The organism is Acinetobacter chinensis, from assembly GCF_002165375.2.
GTDB classification, from domain to species: Bacteria; Pseudomonadota; Gammaproteobacteria; order Pseudomonadales; family Moraxellaceae; genus Acinetobacter; species Acinetobacter chinensis.
This window is the reverse complement of record NZ_CP032134.1, coordinates 1,487,572-1,508,115: the sequence shown is the minus strand read 5'-3', so window position 1 is coordinate 1,508,115 and position 20,544 is coordinate 1,487,572. Positions and strand designations below refer to the sequence as shown.

At 42.1% G+C, this 20,544-nt stretch carries 20 protein-coding genes and 5 tRNA genes; 9 read left to right on the top strand and 16 right to left on the bottom strand.

What is annotated here, in order from left to right; genetic code table 11:
* Window positions 1–41: 41 nt before the first annotated feature.
* Entirely contained in the window at window positions 42–317 is a 276-nt protein-coding gene (locus CDG60_RS07940; protein ID WP_087511596.1) for a hypothetical protein, read from the bottom strand.
* Window positions 318–444: 127 nt separating this feature from the next.
* Window positions 445–1,635: a phosphoglycerate kinase gene (locus tag CDG60_RS07935; RefSeq protein WP_087511595.1), complete on the bottom strand. Its 1,191-nt coding sequence runs from the start codon at window positions 1,633–1,635 to the stop codon at window positions 445–447.
* 141 nt (window positions 1,636–1,776) lie between these two features.
* On the opposite strand from CDG60_RS07935, the gene CDG60_RS07930 reads away from it, so the two are divergent.
* The 3 genes from CDG60_RS07930 (at window position 1,777) to CDG60_RS07915 (ending at window position 4,652) form a co-directional block, all read left to right on the top strand.
* Entirely contained in the window at window positions 1,777–2,160 is a 384-nt protein-coding gene (locus CDG60_RS07930) for a DUF2237 family protein (RefSeq protein ID WP_087511594.1), read from the top strand.
* A gap of 2 nt (window positions 2,161–2,162) precedes the next feature.
* On the top strand, window positions 2,163–2,768 hold the full coding sequence (locus CDG60_RS07925; RefSeq protein ID WP_087511593.1) for a Maf family protein: 606 nt from the start codon (window positions 2,163–2,165) through the stop codon (window positions 2,766–2,768).
* Window positions 2,769–3,485: 717 nt separating this feature from the next.
* Entirely contained in the window at window positions 3,486–4,652 is a 1,167-nt protein-coding gene (locus CDG60_RS07915; protein WP_087511592.1) for a ribosomal protein uL16 3-hydroxylase, read from the top strand.
* 66 nt (window positions 4,653–4,718) lie between these two features.
* On the opposite strand, the gene CDG60_RS07910 is transcribed toward CDG60_RS07915, so the two are convergent.
* Together CDG60_RS07910 and CDG60_RS07905 are read right to left on the bottom strand one after the other, a co-directional pair.
* The gene (locus CDG60_RS07910; RefSeq protein ID WP_087511591.1) at window positions 4,719–6,593 is read right to left on the bottom strand and encodes a sensor histidine kinase; all 1,875 of its coding nucleotides are present in this window, start codon (window positions 6,591–6,593) and stop codon (window positions 4,719–4,721) included.
* Window positions 6,594–7,280: a LuxR C-terminal-related transcriptional regulator gene (locus tag CDG60_RS07905; protein WP_087511590.1), complete on the bottom strand. Its 687-nt coding sequence runs from the start codon at window positions 7,278–7,280 to the stop codon at window positions 6,594–6,596. It lies immediately after the preceding gene.
* A gap of 269 nt (window positions 7,281–7,549) precedes the next feature.
* On the opposite strand from CDG60_RS07905, the gene CDG60_RS07900 reads away from it, so the two are divergent.
* Together CDG60_RS07900 and CDG60_RS07895 are read left to right on the top strand one after the other, a co-directional pair.
* Window positions 7,550–9,220 (top strand): FMN-binding glutamate synthase family protein, encoded by a 1,671-nt coding sequence (locus CDG60_RS07900; RefSeq protein ID WP_087511589.1) that lies wholly within the window; start codon window positions 7,550–7,552, stop codon window positions 9,218–9,220.
* Between the two features lie 230 nt (window positions 9,221–9,450).
* On the top strand, window positions 9,451–9,654 hold the full coding sequence (locus CDG60_RS07895) for a hypothetical protein (RefSeq protein ID WP_087511588.1): 204 nt from the start codon (window positions 9,451–9,453) through the stop codon (window positions 9,652–9,654).
* 213 nt (window positions 9,655–9,867) lie between these two features.
* Here the strand turns inward: CDG60_RS07895 and CDG60_RS07890 are convergent.
* The 7 genes from CDG60_RS07890 to CDG60_RS07860 all read right to left on the bottom strand — a co-directional run bounded on the left by CDG60_RS07890 (window position 9,868) and on the right by CDG60_RS07860 (window position 12,915).
* Window positions 9,868–9,953 (bottom strand) — tRNA-Leu (locus CDG60_RS07890).
* A 71-nt stretch (window positions 9,954–10,024) separates the two neighbouring features.
* Window positions 10,025–10,110: transfer RNA gene (locus CDG60_RS07885), tRNA-Leu, on the bottom strand.
* Between the two features lie 68 nt (window positions 10,111–10,178).
* Window positions 10,179–10,263 (bottom strand) — tRNA-Leu (locus CDG60_RS07880).
* A 35-nt stretch (window positions 10,264–10,298) separates the two neighbouring features.
* Window positions 10,299–10,372, bottom strand: a tRNA-Trp gene (locus tag CDG60_RS07875).
* Window positions 10,373–10,406: 34 nt separating this feature from the next.
* Window positions 10,407–10,491 (bottom strand) — tRNA-Leu (locus tag CDG60_RS07870).
* A gap of 107 nt (window positions 10,492–10,598) precedes the next feature.
* Window positions 10,599–11,429, bottom strand: a complete 831-nt coding sequence (locus CDG60_RS07865; protein WP_087511587.1) for a protein kinase domain-containing protein — start codon at window positions 11,427–11,429, stop codon at window positions 10,599–10,601.
* Entirely contained in the window at window positions 11,401–12,915 is a 1,515-nt protein-coding gene (locus CDG60_RS07860) for a DUF3336 domain-containing protein (RefSeq protein WP_087511586.1), read from the bottom strand. Before CDG60_RS07860 ends, CDG60_RS07865 begins: the two co-directional genes overlap by 29 nt.
* A gap of 194 nt (window positions 12,916–13,109) precedes the next feature.
* On the opposite strand from CDG60_RS07860, the gene CDG60_RS07855 reads away from it, so the two are divergent.
* Window positions 13,110–13,982 (top strand): ATP-binding protein, encoded by an 873-nt coding sequence (locus CDG60_RS07855; RefSeq protein WP_087511585.1) that lies wholly within the window; start codon window positions 13,110–13,112, stop codon window positions 13,980–13,982.
* Window positions 13,983–14,074: 92 nt separating this feature from the next.
* Here the strand turns inward: CDG60_RS07855 and CDG60_RS07850 are convergent, their stop codons facing one another.
* Complete coding sequence (locus CDG60_RS07850) at window positions 14,075–15,391, bottom strand: esterase-like activity of phytase family protein (RefSeq protein WP_087511584.1); 1,317 nt, start codon at window positions 15,389–15,391, stop codon at window positions 14,075–14,077.
* A gap of 184 nt (window positions 15,392–15,575) precedes the next feature.
* On the opposite strand from CDG60_RS07850, the gene CDG60_RS07845 reads away from it, so the two are divergent.
* Window positions 15,576–16,205, top strand: a complete 630-nt coding sequence (locus tag CDG60_RS07845; protein ID WP_087511583.1) for a riboflavin synthase subunit alpha — start codon at window positions 15,576–15,578, stop codon at window positions 16,203–16,205.
* 61 nt (window positions 16,206–16,266) lie between these two features.
* Here CDG60_RS07845 and tsaD read toward each other — a convergent pair whose 3' ends face one another.
* The gene (gene tsaD, locus CDG60_RS07840) at window positions 16,267–17,292 is read right to left on the bottom strand and encodes a tRNA (adenosine(37)-N6)-threonylcarbamoyltransferase complex transferase subunit TsaD (RefSeq protein WP_087511582.1); all 1,026 of its coding nucleotides are present in this window, start codon (window positions 17,290–17,292) and stop codon (window positions 16,267–16,269) included.
* Window positions 17,293–17,436: 144 nt separating this feature from the next.
* Here tsaD and rpsU point away from each other — a divergent pair, with 144 nt between their 5' ends.
* Both rpsU and CDG60_RS07830 read left to right on the top strand, forming a co-directional pair.
* Entirely contained in the window at window positions 17,437–17,652 is a 216-nt protein-coding gene (gene rpsU, locus CDG60_RS07835; RefSeq protein WP_001136722.1) for a 30S ribosomal protein S21, read from the top strand.
* 37 nt (window positions 17,653–17,689) lie between these two features.
* Complete coding sequence (locus CDG60_RS07830) at window positions 17,690–18,136, top strand: GatB/YqeY domain-containing protein (RefSeq protein ID WP_087511581.1); 447 nt, start codon at window positions 17,690–17,692, stop codon at window positions 18,134–18,136.
* A 73-nt stretch (window positions 18,137–18,209) separates the two neighbouring features.
* Here the strand turns inward: CDG60_RS07830 and CDG60_RS07825 are convergent, their stop codons facing one another.
* The 3 genes from CDG60_RS07825 to CDG60_RS07815 all read right to left on the bottom strand — a co-directional run bounded on the left by CDG60_RS07825 (window position 18,210) and on the right by CDG60_RS07815 (window position 20,518).
* Window positions 18,210–18,578 (bottom strand): hypothetical protein, encoded by a 369-nt coding sequence (locus CDG60_RS07825; protein ID WP_171405439.1) that lies wholly within the window; start codon window positions 18,576–18,578, stop codon window positions 18,210–18,212.
* Between the two features lie 73 nt (window positions 18,579–18,651).
* Window positions 18,652–19,020 (bottom strand): GFA family protein, encoded by a 369-nt coding sequence (locus CDG60_RS07820; RefSeq protein WP_087511580.1) that lies wholly within the window; start codon window positions 19,018–19,020, stop codon window positions 18,652–18,654.
* A gap of 58 nt (window positions 19,021–19,078) precedes the next feature.
* The gene (locus CDG60_RS07815; RefSeq protein WP_406565299.1) at window positions 19,079–20,518 is read right to left on the bottom strand and encodes a M48 family metalloprotease; all 1,440 of its coding nucleotides are present in this window, start codon (window positions 20,516–20,518) and stop codon (window positions 19,079–19,081) included.
* Window positions 20,519–20,544: the final 26 nt, after the last annotated feature.

Genomic DNA, 20,544 nt, shown 5'->3' with positions numbered 1-20,544 from the left:
AAATCCCTGCAAGTGCAGGGATTTTTAAATAAAAAACAAAATCAGTGAGCTGTTTCAGCCGCAGCCTCTGCTTCAGTTGCTGGAGTGGCAGCATCTGCAGGTGCATTTGCGATATCCGCAGGTACGTCAGTATTTTTTTCATCCAGAACAGGTTTATCAATGGCGTCGATTGCTGCCTGCTGTTCAGGAGTTACTTTCTCTTCCACAACAGCTTCTGATGCTGCACCTTCAGTTTTAGCCGCATCATCTTTCTTTGCACAAGCTGTTAAAGCTAATGGAGCAATCAGTAAAGCTGCCAGTGTCAGTTTTAAGTTCATCACATTTTTCCTACAACGGGTGATTTATTATTTTTAAGTTTATTGCAGATATATTTCATTTTAATGACGCAAAAATGAAAAGGGCTGGCTTCATGCCAACCCCTTTCATTATTCTGAAATCTGATGCTTATTCAGCACGTTCCAGTAACACAGCAACTGCCGGTAAAGTCTTACCTTCTACAAATTCAAGGAATGCACCACCACCTGTAGAGATATAACCGATTTTGTCTGCAACTTCATATTTATCAATTGCAGCTAAAGTATCACCACCACCTGCGATCGAGAAGCCTTCAGATTCTGCAATTGCCAGTGAAAGTGCTTTTGTTCCTTCACCGAACTGATCAACCTCAAACACACCTACAGGACCATTCCATAAAATGGTTTTAGAAGTTTTTAAAATTTCTGCAAATGCTTTTGCAGTTTCTGGACCTACATCCAGAATCATATCGTTGTCAGTCACATCTGCCACGTTTTTCACAACGGCTTTAGCCGCAGCAAGTGAACCCAGGAAATCATCAAAGTTGATTTCTGAAGCATCTGCAACAACAACATCTGTCGGAAGTGGAACAGAAACTTTTGCTGCAATTGCTTTTGCAGTATCAATCAGATCATGTTCACACAGAGATTTACCTACATTGAAACCTGCTGCAGCAAGGAATGTATTGGCAATACCACCGCCCACAATCAACTGATCACAGATATCAGAAAGTGAAGTTAAAACATCAAGCTTAGTCGATACTTTTGAACCGGCAACAATTGCAACCATTGGTTTTTCAGGTGTCTGCAATGCACGACCTAAAGCATCCAGTTCAGCAGCAAGTAAAGGACCTGCCGCAGCTACTTTTGCTAAACGTGCAACACCTTCAGTCGATGCTTCTGCCCGGTGTGCAGTACCGAAAGCATCCATAACAAACACATCACAAAGTGCTGCGTATTTTGCAGCAAGCTCAGGATTGTTTTTCTTTTCACCCGCATTGAAACGGCAGTTTTCAAGCAGTACAACCTGACCAGGCTGAACTTCAACACCATCCAGATAATCTGTAAACAGTTTTACTTCCTGTCCCAACGCTTCTGTCAGATAATCAGCAACTGGAGCAAGAGACTGTTCAGGTTTTGGCTCACCTTCAACAGGACGACCCAGATGTGAATACACCATCACAGCTGCACCTTTCTCAACTGCAGCTTTAATTGTCGGTAATGCAGCACGTAAACGTGCATCACTGGTAATCACACCGTTTTTAACAGGAACGTTTAAATCTTCACGGATAAGTACACGTTTGCCTGCTAAATCGAGGTCAGTCATACGCTGAAAGTTCATGTATAGCTCACTTTATAGATATAAAAATCGCCCTGATTTTAAATGATTATGCAGAAAAAGGTTAGCTTCTTTTGCATAAAAGCTGTCGAAACCGAAAGTTTTGATTATGATAGTGAAAAGACTTCACAATGATTCAGTACTATGTCCATTCATCCTGATCCTAAAATCAATCGTTTAAATGTTTTAGGCGAACCTCTGGCAAGCTGCTGCTTTGACCCGATCACGGGATATTTCCGAAACGGCTTCTGCCATACAGCAGCATCAGATATTGGTCAGCACACTATGTGCGCGCAGATGACCTCTGAGTTCCTTAACTTTTCCCAGAAAGTGGGGAATGATCTGATCACACCAGTCCCTGAAGTTGGCTTTCCCGGTTTACAGCCTGGTGATTTCTGGTGCATCTGTGTCACCCGCTGGGTTGAAGCTTACCAGGCTGATCAGGCACCTCCGGTTAAAATTCAGGCATGTCATCAGGCAGTTCTGTCTTATGTCCCACTTGATGTACTGATGGAATACGCAGTCTGAATATGTCTACTTCAAATAACCACCCACAGATCATTCTGGCATCCAGCAGTCAGACCCGCAAAGATCTGATGGATCGTCTGCATCTTCCTTATATCTCCGTTGTTCCTGATGTTGATGAATCGCCTCAGGGTGAAAATCATGCAGATATTCTTGCACAGCGGCTGGCTTATGAAAAAGCTCGGATCATCTCTGAACAGTATCCTGATGCCATTGTGATCGGTTCAGATCAGGTTGCCTGGCGTGAAGGTGCGCCTGATATTTTTATTGGAAAACCACTGACTGCTGAAAAAGCGGTTCGGCAGCTTCAGGCTAATTCCGATAAAATTGTCTACTTCAGCACAGCGCTGAGTGTGCAACAGAAGTCTACAGGCTTTGAAAGCACCCTGGTCGAACATTACAAAGTAAAATTCCGCAAACTGACACTGGCTGAATCAGAGCGCTATGTTCAGGTGGAACAGCCCCTGCACTGTGCCGGCAGCTTTAAATGTGAAAGCCTCGGGATCAGCCTGTTTGAAGAAATGAATGGACTGGATCAGACCACACTGATGGGTATGCCCATGATCAAGCTCTGTCATATTCTGCGTGAATTAAAAATACTTGTGCCATAATTACTGGAAGTGTTTTTAGTTGATTCCCAACAAATTGAACGGCAGCCGATGTTGCCGTTCAATACTGAATATTAAATTTAACAACAGCATTAATATAATATACGACCAATCGCTCAAAGCTTTTTAGACTAATTTGCTGAGAGATAAGCTTGAATGAGTCGTTTAAAGTACATTCGAATTAATAAACTACGGTATAGCGTAATCAACATAAAAAGAATAAGAAAGAAAAATAGACTAATATTATTAGGGTCAAAGCTACTCACACTTTCCCTGTGTCTAAAGAGATATTTGACAAATAACAATGCCAATACCAAATAGCCATACCACATTTATTATATAGCGGATGATCTTCAGCAAGGCTTCTGGCTTGTCTAAAAAGTAAGATATGCTGATATTGCGGTACCTTAGCCAAGTTTTTTGTTTTATATATCCTATCAATTGAGGATGATTGTTTCGCTAATCTGGACTGACTTTTCTCTCTTTCTTTTTGCAATACCTCATTTCAGCATCTTCTTCACTTAACATTATTTTTCTTCGCCATATTTTAAACTCTTTATGCTAAAAAAATTTTGATGTATGCAACCATAACGACTCAGACAAATTCAACCCATTTAAATCAGCCAAGCCATTTAAATAAATCTCACGATACTTGCACTTAGGCTTTCGATCATAAGACAATAGTCACAATATTGTTTTAAATTTGCTTAGGCTATTTTCATGTCCCAATCCCTAGATGTTTTAGGCGGTATTACCGCTGAACAGTTTCTTAATGAATACTGGCAAAAAAAACCGCTGCTGGTTCGTAATGCCCTGCCTGAAATAGCCAGTCTGCTTGTTCCTGATGATGTTATGGAACTGGCAATGGATGAAAATATCACGGCGCGTCTGATCAAACAGCGGGATAAAAATCCAGATCAATGGTCAGTCAAGTCTTCACCGTTAAATAAAAGTGACTTCCAGAAAATGCCTAAACTCTGGACACTGCTGGTTCAGGCTGTGGATCATTACTCATTTGACCTTGCTGAATTATGGAAAAAATTTCCATTTATTCCACAATGGCGCCGTGATGACATTATGGTGTCCTATGCGCCACAGGGTGGTTCAGTCGGTAAGCATTTTGATTTCTACGATGTATTCCTGGTTCAGGGTTATGGTCAACGCAGATGGCAACTGGGACAGATGTGCGATGAAAACACTGATTTTGTTGCAGGACAGCCATTAAAGCTGCTTGCTGAAATGGACGTTCATTTTGATGAGGTTCTGTCTCCAGGTGACCTGCTCTATGTCCCACCAGGTCTTTCACATTATGGTGTTGCTGAAAATGACTGTCTGACCTATTCATTTGGTTTCCGCATGCCAAATGTTTCAGACATGATGGATCGTGTTGGCGATAAATTTTCCGACAATCCTGTCTTAAGAAATCCTTTGGTCGATATTGTAAGAGATACGGTATCACGTGCGGGTGAAGTTACAGTTGATGAGCTTGAATACCTCAAAGCAGAAATCATGGCACAGTTGCAACAGACCAATGTTCTTGAAGATGCCATTATGAGCCTGCTGTCTGAGCCTAAATATCCTGATAGTATTCCAGAAGCAGATGAAATTGGTACGGGTGATCTCGAAGAAGCGCTTGAAGCGGGTTATCTGCTCATGCTTGAACCTGCATCACGTCTGCTTTACAGCGAACAGGACGGTGATGTGATGTTCTGGGCAAATGGTGAAGGCATCTGTATATCCGAACAGTTTACAGACAGCTTGAAAAAACTTGCAGATGGGCAAACTGTGCCCCTGGATCTTTCACTGATGGATGATGAAATTCTGGAAGATATTGCAGAATTACTGAATGACTCAGTACTGATGCTGGTTCCAGCATCGTCTGACTGAGCCAAATGCTTATAAAAAAGAAGGCTGTATGCCTTCTTTTTTATTGTCTGTAATTTTTTCAGTTCTTCACAGTCTGACTGGCATAATGGCGCAGATTACTGTCCGACCTGCCTGCGAAGACATCTGAAGTGAAGCACCTATCTTTTCCAGACGGAGCTGCATGCTTCGCATTCCAACACTCATCCCCTGCTGCAGTACACAGTCCACATCAAATCCAACACCATTGTCCACCACAATCAACACAATCTGAGTGGAATCAGGTATATCCATGACCACCTTAACTTCTGTTGCATAACTGTGTTTCACAATATTGGTCAGGCTTTCCTCAAGTACCCGAATAAGGGTAAGGCACTGCAGTGCTGTTGGCTGAATCTTCCACTGAGAGGGCAATGACCAGCTGGAATTTATATCCATTTCATCCATCAGCTGACTGAAACGGTGACGTACAGGTGCGATCCACAGTAAAGGATTTTCAGGAACAGCAACCCCTGCCGATGAGCCACTGTCTATAATCTGCCTTAAGTCATCACGAAGTAACTTCAGCATCGACAGAAAATGCTGGTTTGAGAAATTTTCTTTACTTTGGTCAACCATAATCATGGAGCGGACAATGGATGCTCCGAGCACATCATGTAAATCATGAGACAGATGTATTCTTTCCTGTAAACGTACATTTTTCAGCTCAAGCCCGTGTTTTTCCATCAGACTCGACTTTAAATCATCGCTCACATGTTCAATTTTCACTTCCAGTTCATGATTAAACAACTCAATACGCTTAATACTCCGGGTCAGGCGCATGGATAAAACCACCACAATAAACAGTGTGATCACCGAAGATGTATATGGCACCAATGGTGGTAAATTTTTAAAATGATTCAGGGTGAAAATTCCCACATCCACACAACCAATAATCAGAATCACCAGCATCGCCAGCGACAGCAGTATGTATTCCAGTTTTCGTGTTCTGATTGTTATATAGAAAACATACAAAATGCAGAGCAACAACAGCACTAAATAACATAAAAAAATCAGACTGTGAAAACTCGCTGTATTATCCATATCTGTAAAAAGCAGCCCTAGAATACTAAGACCTGTCAGTACAGCTATACCTATTTCAATGCGGGGGAATTTTTTATCTATAAAACGCATAAGATACAGGCAAAATGAACAGATATAACAGACAAGCACTATCATGGTGAACTGTGCATCCTGTAGCGTTGTCATCAAAGGCAGTGTTTCAGTCCTCAGGACACTTGAAATAAATAAAATCCACAGAAATGAACTCAGTGCAAACAGCGCAAATGTATGATCTTCCCGTCTGAACAGCCATATCACAAAACAGAAGACCCCAAGTGTTGCAGACATGATGATGCTGATCAGAAACATCGTCCGCTGGTTCCACACCCGATCCTTATGGATTTCATAATTTTTCTGGACGTTATTAAATTCAACCACACCAAGACCGGGCCGCTGAAATGCGTAGCCCTTTATAAATATCAGAACCTCATTCTTCCCCTGATTCAGTCCTGCAATCGGTAAAATCCAGTAACGAGGCATATTCCAGCTTCTGGATAAAGACCCACTCAGATATTTATCTGACCACAGCAGATCACCATTCAGAAATACTGCTCCAGCCGAATTGATTGATTTTACTGAAAAAACAACAGGCTCCTGCAGATGTGCATCATGATCACAATGCCAGTCCCATTTAATCCGATACCACACAGCACCATTATAATTATGCCATCGCTCACTCCATGTGTCTGGTAAGCTGACTTTTTCCCAGCCTGAAGCAGGCACATGCTGTATTGAATCTGTACGGACCGCGTCCATTGCATGAACACTGACACGGCACTGTTCATTAACAGGGAACTGCTGTGCAAAGACAGAACTGTAAATCCCTGAAAAAAAATAAAACAGAAACGCACAGACAAAACGCATTCAGATCAGACCCAAAGACCGGGCTGTGCTTACTGCTTTCGTCCGCTTGGTCACAGAAAGTTTTCGATAGATATGTTTGATATGACTTTCCACGGTATATCTGGACACAAACAGCATTTCAGCAATTTCACGGTTACTCAAACCCTGAGCAACCAGTGTCAGAATTTCCCTCTCTCTGTTGGTCAGCGCTTCAATGTATTCTTCACTGCCGGTTTCTTTATCTGAAGGATTCTGTGTGTCTTCAACCGGCAGCCTGCTTAAAATTTCACGTGCAATAAATGGATCAATTGGTGCACCGCCACGTAAAATACTGCGTATGGCAATCATCACTTCTGCATCGTCACGCTCCTTAAGCACATAACCTGTTGCACCCGCCCGTATTGCTTTAAACAGGCTCTCCTGGGTACTCCATGCAGAAATCACCAGAATCACAGCCGAAGGATCTTTGCAGCGTAACGCTTCAATCAGTTCAATGCCATTACCATCAGGTAGCCCAAGATCGACCAGTGCAAGAGAGACTGGATGATCTTCAATTAAACTCAGTGACTCTTTTAAAGTACTTGTAAAAATCAGCATATCATCCTGATATCCCAATTCCTGCAAAATACACTTCAGGCGACTTTGTATAATGGACTCATCTTCAAGTATCAGTACTGGAACAGGTAAAATAATATCTTTGTCTGCCACCGTTTTTCCCCATTCAATACACTAAAGAAATAATATAGATTTACAGTCGATGAATTACTATCACTAAAAATAAGGAATTTAAGGATTTTTCCTGTTTTCTGTTCAAATCTACAATGAAATTTAATGACTGAAACAGATTATTCAAGCCGATTAATCATTATACCGTGCTGTTTACTTTTAAAACCCATATCGAATCACACTTTTATACTTGTACTGACTGACCAATCCTGAGACATTTAAAACTGTACTTCCAAGGAAATATATTAAGAATGCCAGGTCCAGCCCAATCAGTCAGACATAAACTCTTAAATACCTTCTTTTCACGTCACTCTGTCTGGTTTTTATGTATTATCATTGCGGTCTCTCTTGCGTGGTTCCGTTTTTATCATGCACCGCATTATATCTATTATTTTATTTCAGATACGCTTTTAAACACACTGTTGTTAATCAGCACACTGTTAAGCCTGGTCGGGTTATATGACATTGTTCAAAACAAACATTCCATATTAAAAAACTACCCGATCATGGGTCATTTCCGCTTTATTTTCGAAGATTTCCGACCAGAAATACGTCAGTATTTTATTGAATCTGACCAGGATGCTTTACCATTTTCAAGAATGCAGCGCAGCCTGGTTTATCAACGTGCAAAAAATGAAAATGCCGATAAACCTTTTGGCTCAATTATTGATGTCTATCAGGAAGACTATCGTTTTATCACTCACTCTCTCACCCCCTGCAAACCAGCTGATCCCGAATTATTCCGTATCACTATCGGAAATGAACAATGCAGACAGCCATACAGTGCCTCAATTTTCAATATTTCTGCAATGAGTTTTGGAAGTTTAAGTGCAAATGCAATCCGCGCACTGAACAAAGGAGCACAGAGTGGCAATTTTTATCATGATACCGGTGAAGGAAGCATCAGCCCTTATCACCTGGAAAATGGTGGCGATATTGTCTGGGAACTGGGCAGTGGTTATTTTGGCTGTCGGACTTTAGACGGAAAATTTGATCCTGAAAAGTTTGCTCAACAGGCAGTATTACCTCAGATTAAAATGATTGAAATAAAACTGTCCCAGGGAGCTAAACCCGGACACGGCGGTATATTACCCAAAGATAAAATTTCTGAAGAAATATCACAGATCAGAGGTGTGAGCCGTGATCAGGACTGCATTTCCCCTGCACAGCACTCTGCATTCAGCACTCCTGTGGAAATGATGCATTTTATCCAGCAGTTACGTGATTTATCCGGTGGGAAACCGGTAGGCTTTAAACTCTGTATTGGTCAGCCATGGCAGTTTATGAGCATAGTCAAAGCAATGCTTCAGACCAAAATCATTCCGGATTTTATAGTGGTCGATGGTTCAGAAGGTGGCACAGGAGCTGCACCGGTTGAACTGATCAACCACGTCGGCACACCGCTGCGTGAAGGATTACTGTTTGTACACAACACCCTGGTCGGTGCAGGATTAAGAGGCAGAATTCGTATAGGTGCCAGTGGCAAACTGGTCAGTGCCTTTGACATTGCAAGTACTATGGCAATCGGTGCAGACTGGGTCAACTCAGCCCGTGGCTTTATGTTTGCCGTCGGCTGTATTCAGGCACAGAGCTGCCATACCAATCAGTGCCCTGTTGGAGTAGCCACACAGGACAAGGAAAGACAGAAAGCGCTTCATGTTCCAACCAAAGCAGATCGGGTTTATCACTATCACAGGAATACCCTGCATGCCCTTTCTGAGCTGATCGCTGCGGCTGGTTTACAACACCCAGAAGACATTAAAGCTCACCATCTGGCTCAGCGTGTCAATGACCGTGAAATCAAGAACTATGCTCAGCTTCATTTCTGGCTGAAACCGGGAGAGCTGCTCAACTGTGAAAACAAAGATGACGAAAACTTCTATTTCCGCATGTGGAATATGTCGAATGTAGAATATTTTTAAGTCTGATCATCATAAAAAGAGGCGTCATGCCTCTTTTTTTACATGAGCATCAAAAAAATATAAATAGCTGTTTTTAATCATAATAAAAATAAATTTCTCATTATACTTTACCCTTTATTTTATTTTTTTACATAAAAAAACGTCATTGCTCAAAATCAGCTCAATTCAGCCCTTTAAAAATATCTCCACCATCCCTATTTATTATTTAAGCGTGATTAAGGAGTATTTCCGTGAAAAAAGTCGTAAAAGCTAAAAATTTAATTGCTTTCCGTATCTGGCTGGAAAATATTGGCTATTCAGTCAAAACACTTGCCGATAATAAAGGTTTTACATTCAGCTTTAAAAAAGAATATGGCTTAGTCACCTGCGATCTTTCTGGCAACCATCTGGCAATGCAGTTAGGCGAAGAGTTTGAAGATCACCTGAAAGCTTAAGTATAAAAATCCATGCACAGTATCACCCACATGACAGGCATCAGTAAGGATCACTGCATGCCTGTAAGATCAAATATGTGCAACCGTATGAGCTCAAAACAACCTGGCTGACTTTTATTCAGAATGATGTAATTTCAGGTTGGTGTCATTGGAATGAAATATCGTTCAGATATAAAAAGATAAAGCCAGGACATAGCCTGGCTTTATAAAATATGGTGGGGATGAAGAGACTCGAACTCTTACGCTTTGTGGGCGCTGCGACCTGAACACAGTGCGTCTACCAATTCCGCCACATCCCCGGTCATGTGTAATAATTCAACTGTTAAAGCTAAACTCTAACAATCAAGCAGGTTACACACCTGCTTAAATATGGTGGGGATGAAGAGACTCGAACTCTTACGCTTTGTGGGCGCTGCGACCTGAACACAGTGCGTCTACCAATTCCGCCACATCCCCGGTCAGTGTAACAATCTAAATAAATTTTTAAGTCTTAAAAGACAAGTAAGTTACACGCTTACTTATGATGGTGGGGACGGAGAGACTCGAACTCTCACACCTCGCGGCGCTGGAACCTAAATCCAGTGCGTCTACCAATTTCGCCACGTCCCCATCAGGGTACTGACCTGAGTCAGATTTTTTAAAACTGGCAGAGGATCAAGGATTCGAACCTTGACGAACGGTTTTGGAGACCGTCATGCTACCATTACACCAATCCTCTGTTACCTTATCTTCAAATATATTTGAAGAATCAGTGGTGGGGACGGAGAGACTCGAACTCTCACACCTCGCGGCGCTGGAACCTAAATCCAGTGCGTCTACCAATTTCGCCACGTCCCCGATGGCTGTGTATATTATAGAGATCACTTAATCATGACAAGCCCTTTTTATTAAAAATCCACTTGTTTGTTTAAATAAGAAACAAAACCCGCTTTTCTGTATTTTTCTTAAACGTTTTCAAGCATTAAGCTGTATTTAATCTGTTCAAAACATACAAATCTGTGATCTTTTTTCTTTGAAAGCATTTTTTTAATAATCTCTGAATAAACTTGAAATTGCACAGGAAGTTCAACCTTGAGTGTCTGACAGTGCAAAACAGCCCATTCCTGATAGGTTTTTGCACTTAGCCTTTGCTGTGTCAGCCATTCAAGCAGGATAATTCCTAAAGCATAAATTTCACTCTGCGCACTTTTAACGTCACCATGAAAGAGTTCGGGTGCCATATACCGGGGAGTTGCCGTCAGTTTCAGGGATTGCTGTTCAAATTGAGGGATGATCTGTTCAAAATCGATCAATGCATTTTTTCCAGCATAATGAACAAAATGTTCTGCTTTTAAATCCGCATGCAGATAGCCCCGTTTATACAAACCATCCAACAGTTCAAGCACACTCAGAATATGGAAGTGAATTTCACTGGCACTGAGCTTTTCAGGATGCGGGTCAAAAGTTGAAATAGCATGGGGTAAAATCAGAACACCAGGATAATAATGCTCCTGATACCTCTGAAATAATGCATCGCCCCACTCCATTTGGCTGAAAGGCAGTGAAAAGTCTCCAGCAACTGCTATCTGCTGATAGAAATCCATTTCACGCAGAAAACCCTGTTCCACATCTTTATGTGTATTTCTGATCTGTGCCTTGAGCCAGTACTGTTGCTCATCAAAACTGAATGTATAGAGTCGCCGACCAAACATCTGGCTGCGTGGCTTGGTGACCAGTTTCAGATCCAGTGATGTGATCTGCTCCTGGCTAAACTGAAATATGCTCGGCTTTGACATGTTCAGCTTTATTTTGCTGGTAATTTAGAAGCTCAAGACAGTGCTGTATGGTTTTCCCAACCCTGGCATGTGTTTCAATGGCTGATATTTTTGGCCAGGTTGCACGTTCGCCTTCACGTTGCAGCAATTTAAACAGAAATGGTCGCGGGTTCTGAAGCATATAACCATAATGTTTAAAACTGTAATTACCGACGATATTCAGGTCACCATAATATCGCTGATCTACAATGCCGTAGCCATGATCCATTAACCTGCGCAGTGCATTGACGTTGCCCATTCTCTGCCGCGTAAAGTCCATCACTCCTTTGGAAATAACTTTCCCCTGCCTTCTGGCAATTCTTTCAGGCCAGCTGAGCATGTCGCTTCTGTAACGCTGCTCATCGGTCTGCATAAAAGGAACGATATGAGGGTTGACCTGGCTTGCGATGGTGTAGTTGATATTGTACAGTCTCGCCATTTTTTCCTGAGGGAAGTCACTGCGTACACTTCCATCCACCCATCGCGTTGTTGCCATATAAGGTGTCTGCTCACCATCATAGCGTTTACTGGTGAGTCTGACCGGTGGAAACAGGACAGGCACTGCACATGAAGCCAGTACAGCACTCCATACCAGTAAATCAGGAGAAGTATAGGCATTCATAATCCGTGCATCCTGAGATGCATCATAAGGTGCCACGGCGACATTGATATGCAGACCCGAAGTTTTGAATGCCTCTGCAAAAGTGACATCCCCCAGGTTTTCCACCAGAAATTTTTTCAGATAGCGAACATCTGCGATACCGCCATCACCTTTCAGAATCTGTCCAATTTTCCTGAAATGAAATGCTTCACTGAAAAAATTCTCACCACTCAGAATCCCAGTCACATCTGAGGGCTTTGAAACACCCAGCATGGCGGTCATGATCGCACCTGCACTGGAACCCGAAAGAACCTTAGGCATCAGATCCTGTTCCATGAGTGCTTTACATACCCCTGTATGAAACAGCCCCAGTGTTGCCCCACCGGAAAACATAATGGCTGGCTGACCGTAAGCTGTTCTGCACTGCTCAAAAAAATCCAGTTTTTCCTGCGCAGAAAGTGACTGACATTCATTGGATGCCACAAAAGCAAGACTCTTACTGACTTCATCAATATAGTCTTCAATAATTTTTTTTGTTCCCACATAGGTGGCAGTAAACAGCAATGGATGTGCAATATTGGCAATATCGTAGGTCAGACCTTCCCGTAATATATACATCAGGTCACGGGTACGCTCAGACGTTCTGTAACGCCTGAGCAGGTTTAAACGGTGTGAAATAATTTCTGCATCAAAATAAGCTGAACTGTTGTCCAGTTTCCATTCCTGAGCACCCGACTCTTCATCTATTTTAAGTGCTGTGAATTTCCATTCTTCATACGACTCAGCACGTTCAAGCTGACGCTTCAGTTTCTTTATACGGTATGCCTGATGTGGATTCATATCCTGGGTCAAATCTTTGAACAGCATAAGCACATCTTCCTTATTACATAAATTTTTTATACGCAGTACAGATCTAAAGAAACTTTTAAACTATGCAGAAAACTTTATCTGTCTTTCAATTGCAAAAGCAATGAATATATTGGCAAATACTGACTGAGTGGTATAGAGTTCTATATCAGCACAAAACAGAACCAACATTTTGCAATCATAAGCTGAACATCATGGCCAATATAGATTTACCTGATAACATTCTGCAATCTCTCTCCACTGTACTACAACAGCTACAGCAAAGTCTCCCAGCCGTCAGACAGGAGACAGATTTTTCTGCTGTTGCCTATAAATGGCAGAATAAACAGTTAATCCCTATTTTAAATCCTAAGGATATTTTCCTGGATGATTTAAGGGGTATTGAACGACAAAAAGAAAAAGTCATACAGAATACCTTACAGTTCCTGAAAGGCTTACCTGCAAATGACGTACTGCTGACAGGCTCACGCGGTACCGGCAAATCCTCCATTGTCCGTGCTTTACTCACCAGGTATGCAAAAGATGGTCTGCGTCTGATTGAAATTGAACGTGATGATCTTTCTGAACTTCCTGAAATTCAGAAACAGATTGCGCATCGTCCTGAAAAATTCATTGTTTACTGTGACGATCTTGCTTTCAATGCCGAAGACGAAAATTACCGCAGTCTGAAAAGCGTGCTGGATGGTTCATTACAGTCAGGTTCAAGCAATTTTATTATCTATGCGACCAGTAACCGACGCCATCTGTTACCTGAATTCATGCACGAAAATACACCCGTCACCAAAGTTGATGTTCCTCAGTACAAAGAACTGCATCCTCAGGAAGCGATTGAGGAAAAAATTTCGCTTTCAGACCGTTTCGGTCTGTGGCTGTCTTTCTATCCAATGGATCAGCAGCTTTACCTGGAAATTGTGGAAAGTTATCTGAATAAATCTGACATGCCTATGACAGATGAAGCTCGCGCTGAAGCATTAAGATGGTGTCAGTCCCGTGGTCAGCGTTCTGGGCGGGCAGCTTATCAGTTCTCTAAACACTGGGTCGGATCACAGCAACTGAATCAACTCTAAGCCTCGCTCCGAACAGAGTAAAAGACAGTCTATTTCTTTTACTCTGATGACCAAAGCTCAGAACCAAACATTTTCAATACAGTTCTGAGCTTTTATTTTCCTGTATCAATACCACCAATAATATATAAGGTATTGGCATCAATCACTTTTTTATCTTTATCCAGATACTTCTGCTGCATAACACCATCTGTTTCTGAAAAAGAATAATCATCGTCATTCAGTACAGCCAGATGATGTTCATCAATGACCCACAGACCTTCAACTTTATCGTGTGGATAATGCAGCTTCTCTATAAGATCAACCACCAGTGTTTTTGCTACAGGAACAATGCCAACATCCTGAAGCCCTTGCCATCCCGCCTGAAGAACGAACTGCTCCAGAGTTAAACCATCTATCAGTAAGCCTGTTTTTTCATCCTGTTCAAACTGATCACTGTTTTCAATCTGTTCCAGATCGGTTGCATCGGTCAGATTAATTTTATAGACCCGTTTAAAAGCCTGCGGATTATCCATATAAAAATCATCATCCCGCTCTGCAACCAGAAACTGCTGCTGATTTAACGCCACAATCGCGGTACAGGAATAGACCTGATCTCCTCCCTCCTGTCGGTACAGATACTGGGATACCGCTTTTGTTTCCAGATCAATCATCACTATACGAACAAGGTCAGACTTTGTAACAGAAGGATCTGGATTACTCATTGTAGACTGTATAATACCCACCAGTTTTTTCTGATCGGGCGTTATGGTCAACCCCTCCATCCCTCTGTTCTGACGACGGTTAGCATATTCCAGTGGCAATAAATATCCGGACTTTCTGCGCTCATCATGCTCATAAGCATTGATCCGATCAATCTCCACACCGGATGCATCAAAGTGAACAATATGAGGACCATATTCATCACTTACCCAGAAGGTTCCATCCTGTAATGCCACCAACCCTTCAGAATCCAGTCCGAATTCATCTGTCCCTTTTTCAAGGACTTTGCCATGCTGATCATAAGCAATTTCTTTGGTTGCACCAAAATGCTGATTGGGCAATCCTGTAATGGGTTCACCATCCGGATTTTTCAGTAAGATTTCTTTTAGTTTGCTGATCGTTCCATCTGAGTTCAGCTGAAACAATCCAATTTTTGGCGTGTAATCAGGTTTCAGGAAAATTTTTCCTTTATCGCCGTTCACATCGTATGTCGTATTGGGACCACGGTCAGTCAGCGCGTAAAACTGATGCTTTTCTGTTGGATTTGGCGATATTTCCGAACCGAATCCTCCACAGTGGATCTCAATAAAATGCCCTTCTTTTGCACCATCTGGAATGTCATGAATATCCAGTATGTCATAAGGAAGCTGAACGCCCCGAGAAAATTTCTGATAAACAGTACTGCTCAGTATTTCTGATTTATTTGACATTTTATTCTCTCATTCCGACTTTTTTAATTTTCTGATATCACTCCGCATTGCAGATAAATATCCATTTCCAGTTTACATACTGAATCAATCTAACATGTAAACACCTCTGAAGACAGAATCCCTTTTTCCGTGTTTTTATGCTTATAATCCCTCCAGGATTTACTTTCATAATGTTGATATAAAGATGTATACAGGAATTGTTTCAGGAACTGAACGTATTCATTCCATCACTCATGGCAATGGTTACGACACTATTTTCATCACGAATCAGCATGGCTTTATGGACGATGTTTTTACAGGTGCAAGCGTTGCTGTTGATGGAACCTGTCTGACGGTTACACAGATTCTCAAAGACAAAAATCTGGTCGCTTTTGATGTCGCAGATCAGACTAAAAAACTGACTACATTAGGACATCTGAATCCCGATCAGATGGTCAATATTGAGCGTTCTTTCAAAATGGGACATGAAAACGGTGGTCATAATATTTATGGGCACATTGAAGGAACTGCACAGATCAGCGCACTGGAGCATATTGGTGAAACACTGCACCTTGACATCCGGATTCCCTCAGAAAAAATGAAATATTTTTTCCTTAAAGGTTTTATTGGTCTACATGGATGCAGCCTGACCATCAACCATGTCGATAAACAGCGTAATGAAATATCCGTGGATTTAATCCCTGAAACCTTACGCCTGACCAATTTTAAAAATGTTAAACAGGGTGATCTGCTGAATTTTGAAATTGATCAGACCACACGGACACTTGTAGATACCATTGAAGGTATTTACCAGAACCGACTAACTGAGCAATAAAAACAGCAAATAAAAAAGAGGCAGAAGCCTCTTTTTTATTTCACACAGACTGTTCTGACAATTACTCAGGTTTTGTCAGTTCAGTCATAGGCCAGCGCGGGGTTGTAGTCACAGACAAACCATCCTGCTGCCCTGCTTTTAAGCGCTGATAACCTGCAAATGCAATCATTGCACCATTATCTGTACAGAGTGCAGGTTCCGCATAATAAACCGTAGCCTTAATTTTCGCCAGATCTGCCTCCAGACGCTCACGCAGACGTTTATTTGCACTCACGCCACCTGCGATCACAAGACGTTTCAAACCTGTCTGCTTCAGTGCCTTGACCGATTTTTTGACCAGAGTCTCAACCAGCGCTTCTTGGAAAGATGCAGCGATATCGGCTTCATAGTTTTCCGGTGCGATATTTTCATTTTCAAGCTTTTTCAACTGAACGGAAACAGCAGTTTTCAGTCCGCTGAATGAAAAATCCAGTCCCACGTGCAACATTGGACGAGGAAAAGCAAAAGCTTCACGGTTGCCCTTATCTGCAAGTTTAGAAATATTCGGTCCACCCGGATAAGGCAGCCCCATCATTTTTGCAACTTTATCAAAAGCTTCACCCGCAGCATCATCAATTGACTCGCCCAGAATTTCATATTCACCAATGCTGTGCGCAGCCATGAGCTGTGTATGTCCACCTGACACCAGTAAAGCAACAAACGGAAATTCCGGTGGTGTTTCCGATAAAAGCGGTGCCAGCATATGACCTTCCATATGATGCACACCAATAGCGGGTTTATTTAACGCAAATGCCAGTGTACGGCCAAACAGCGCACCGGTCATCAGTGCTCCCATTAAACCTGGACCACGTGTATAAGCGATCGCATCAATCTCGGACTTTCCAACCTGACTTTCTTCAAGCAACTGATTAATCAAAGGAATCATTTTCCGGACATGATCCCGCGAAGCCAGTTCAGGCACCACACCGCCATATTCTGCATGAAGTTTAATCTGACTGTATAACACCTGTCCTCTTAAGCCGACTTCACTGTCATAAAGTGCCAGACCTGTTTCATCACAGGAAGTTTCCAAGCCAAGAACGATCATTAAACTGCCTTTTACCCGTTTCAAATTATTGCTGAGGCTATTATAGACTTGTGATATGAGATGTAAATGAGTAAAATACTGCACTTCACTTGTGATCAAAGGCAATTCAGCCCAGATCTTATCCATAACTTATGAGGATTCTTCATGCCACAAGTTAAATTGAAAGAAGGCGAACCAGTTGACGTAGCTATCCGTCGTTTCAAACGTTCATGCGAAAAAGCAGGTGTTCTTGCTGACGTTCGTAAACGTGAATTCTACGAAAAACCTACTCAGGAACGTAAACGTAAAAAAGCTGCTGCTGTTAAACGCTACCAGAAGAAACTGGCTCGCGAATCAGTACGTACAACTCGCCTTTACTAAGATTAATTTGTGATTGATTGACTACCGGACAATATAAATGACTACTTTAAAAAACCAGATTACAGACATTCTGAAAGCCGCTATGCGTGCTAAAGAAATGGATAAGTTGACGGTAATTCGTGGTCTCCAGGCAGCAATCAAGCAAATCGAAGTCGATGAACGCATAGAGCTTGACGATAATCAGGTTCTTGCGGTCATTGAAAAGCAAATCAAACAACGTAAAGAATCGGTCAAAGCCTTTGAAGGTGCTGGCCGGGAAGATTTAGCTGGTAAGGAACAAGCTGAAATTGAAGTTTTATCTCAATTTCTACCAGAAGCTATGACTGAGGAAGAGCTTGATTCCATCATTGCACAGACAATTACTGCGCAAGAAGCTACCAGCATGAAAGATATGGGTAAGGTGATGAACTCTCTGCGTCCGCTCATAGCCGGGCGCGCCGATCCTGCTCAGGTTTCTGCTAAAATTAAAGCGAAACTTTTTTAATATAAAGTTTATTTTTCAGATCACATCTTTAGCGTTGAACTGCCTTTCATAAAAGACAGTTCAAACCTGTTCATTATTTCAAATCACATTTCACGTTGTATTTTTTCAGCATCTGCATTTCTTTAGATGTTTCCACCTGCTGAATAACATCCTGCTTTGTCAATCCACTGTACTGTTTATCCAGAAAAGCTCTGTTTTCATCAGCAGCCTGATAAAGCCCATCAACATATTTTCGTACAATTCCACAGAACTGTTCCTGCTGAACCTGGCTGAACCCTTTCTGATATGGATCAAGACCATTAAAAAATGCACGGGTTTCCTGTCTGTAAGTATCTTTGATTGCTTCCACAGACTGAACATACTGCTCAATACTGCCCGCATGAGCACTCTGATAAACCGCAAAACTTCCCGCAAATAAAATAAATAACAGCTTTTTTCTCATGGACAATTTCATTTGATCTTTAAAGTTATAGCGCCACAACATTGTAGCATTGAAAAATCACAGCACATATCCATCAGCCTTCCACTTTCATAAATACTGGTCTGTATTGTATAAATGCCTGCTCAACCGGAGCAGGAATATGTCCTTGCGTCACTGTCCCGAGTCTAAGCCGAACGATATCAGGCAAATCCACCCGATATGAATAGATTGGACTTCCGCATTCCTGACAGAACACACGTGCTTTATTGGGACTATGAAAATATTCTTTCAGATATTTTATACCACGTACAATTTCAAATTTATTTTTATCTACAGGACTGTTCCAGCCACACATTGTTCCCTGCGCCCGCTGACAGTGCTGACAGTAGCACAGAATGGTTTTTTCAAGTTCGGCATGATAAATGTAACTGACTGAACCACAAAGACATTGTCCTTCTATCACTTTACTCTCCTTATTTTTATGACAGAAAAGGGAGTGCTGAACAACCAATCATCTTTTGTTATATTTTCAGCTGTCGCTCATTCTGCATTTCTGTTAATCGTACTTTTACCTGCGATGATACAACATCATCATTTTTTGCCAGTCTTTGTGCATGCAATAAAGATTTAATCGCATTTTCTTCATTACCCGACCAGTACTCTGCCTCCGCACGATAGCGCAAGACGTTGACTACTCTTAGTGAAGACTGCTTCTCAAGGTTTGCTGCCTGCTGCATCAACCGCCAGGCACTGATGTCCCTGGAGTTTCTATCAACAAATCGCTGAACAATATTTTTCGCAGCCTGCGGTTCACCACGTCGAATATAGACTTCAGCCAGCTTCAAATTCAAAGCTCTGTTTTCCGGCATGATCTGTGCATTTGAAACCACTGTTTTTAATGCATCATCAAGCTTATTCTGACCTAAATATATGTCAGTTTGAGTCAAGGTCAATAGATTATGTGAATTATTTTTTATTTTCGCCCGATCCAGTGCCTGCTGAGCAAGCACATAATCACCCTGACGGACATAGAAAACAGCCAATCCCAGCAATGCAGCAAAGTCCCCTCGGTCAGCAAGTATTTTCAGTTGCTGTTCAGACATCTGGGAAGAAATGACTTTTGAATACATCTTCAGCACTTCAAACCCTTCGTCCCTTAAGCTGGATTTGACCTGTGGCAGCTGATTTGCCCTTAAACGTGCTTCACTCATACGCTCTGTGGTCAAAGGATGGGTATACCAGAAGTCCGGTAAAAAACTGACCCGACTGGTCGCTCTGTTCATTACCTCAAAAAAGTCAGCCATGCTCTGTGGGTTGTATCCTGCTGCATACATATACTGCATACCTATACGGTCAGCTTCCCGCTCCTGATTCCTGCTGTAGGACAACTGCTTATCAAGCAGTGCTGCCTGAGAGCCCAGCATCACCGCTGCACCCGCATCTCCGTCTGCCTGTGAAGCGACCAGCGCACCCACCAGAATACCCGCAAGCGCAAGCAAACCCTGCCCCTTAAATTCTTCCTGTGATCGACTGTAATGACGCTGTGATACATGGGCAATTTCATGCGCCATCACCCCTGCCACTTCGTCCATATTTCTGGCTGAAATCAGAAGTCCAGTATTCAGTGCAAACAGACCACCAGGAACAGCAAAAGCATTGATCTGAGGGTCGTTGATGACCACCAGTCCAACGGGCTGACCAAGCTGAGTCTGACTTAATATATGAGAGAAAATCCCTGACAGCTGATCTTCAAGCCAGGGATTCTGAATAACCGGCATCTGCTTCTGAACTTCGCGAAAAACCTTTTCACCAATCAAGCGTTCTTTCTGCTGATCTAGTAAACCGATTCCCCTGCCAATTTCAGGCACACTGAACTGTGGTGATACGGTATATGCTTCAGATCGTGCCTGGTTCATGATTGTAATGATGCTCAGACTGCACGCAAAAATAAGCCTTTTCAAATCTGTTTTCCAGCAGTGAGTGGTTC

Bases quoted from the DNA above. Each gene is read 5' to 3' on its own strand.
- CDG60_RS07940 (WP_087511596.1), bottom strand. From the start codon at position 317: ATGAACTTAAAACTGACACTGGCAGCTTTACTGATTGCTCCATTAGCT.
- CDG60_RS07935 (WP_087511595.1), bottom strand. From the start codon at position 1,635: ATGAACTTTCAGCGTATGACTGACCTCGATTTAGCAGGCAAACGTGTA.
- CDG60_RS07930 (WP_087511594.1), top strand. From the start codon at position 1,777: ATGTCCATTCATCCTGATCCTAAAATCAATCGTTTAAATGTTTTAGGC.
- CDG60_RS07925 (WP_087511593.1), top strand. From the start codon at position 2,163: ATGTCTACTTCAAATAACCACCCACAGATCATTCTGGCATCCAGCAGT.
- CDG60_RS07915 (WP_087511592.1), top strand. From the start codon at position 3,486: ATGTCCCAATCCCTAGATGTTTTAGGCGGTATTACCGCTGAACAGTTT.
- CDG60_RS07910 (WP_087511591.1), bottom strand. From the start codon at position 6,593: ATGCGTTTTGTCTGTGCGTTTCTGTTTTATTTTTTTTCAGGGATTTAC.
- CDG60_RS07900 (WP_087511589.1), top strand. From the start codon at position 7,550: ATGCCAGGTCCAGCCCAATCAGTCAGACATAAACTCTTAAATACCTTC.
- CDG60_RS07865 (WP_087511587.1), bottom strand. From the start codon at position 11,429: ATGTCAAAGCCGAGCATATTTCAGTTTAGCCAGGAGCAGATCACATCA.
- CDG60_RS07860 (WP_087511586.1), bottom strand. From the start codon at position 12,915: ATGCTGTTCAAAGATTTGACCCAGGATATGAATCCACATCAGGCATAC.
- CDG60_RS07855 (WP_087511585.1), top strand. From the start codon at position 13,110: ATGGCCAATATAGATTTACCTGATAACATTCTGCAATCTCTCTCCACT.
- CDG60_RS07850 (WP_087511584.1), bottom strand. From the start codon at position 15,391: ATGTCAAATAAATCAGAAATACTGAGCAGTACTGTTTATCAGAAATTT.
- CDG60_RS07845 (WP_087511583.1), top strand. From the start codon at position 15,576: ATGTATACAGGAATTGTTTCAGGAACTGAACGTATTCATTCCATCACT.
- tsaD (WP_087511582.1), bottom strand. From the start codon at position 17,292: ATGATCGTTCTTGGCTTGGAAACTTCCTGTGATGAAACAGGTCTGGCA.
- rpsU (WP_001136722.1), top strand. From the start codon at position 17,437: ATGCCACAAGTTAAATTGAAAGAAGGCGAACCAGTTGACGTAGCTATC.
- CDG60_RS07830 (WP_087511581.1), top strand. From the start codon at position 17,690: ATGACTACTTTAAAAAACCAGATTACAGACATTCTGAAAGCCGCTATG.
- CDG60_RS07825 (WP_171405439.1), bottom strand. From the start codon at position 18,578: ATGAGAAAAAAGCTGTTATTTATTTTATTTGCGGGAAGTTTTGCGGTT.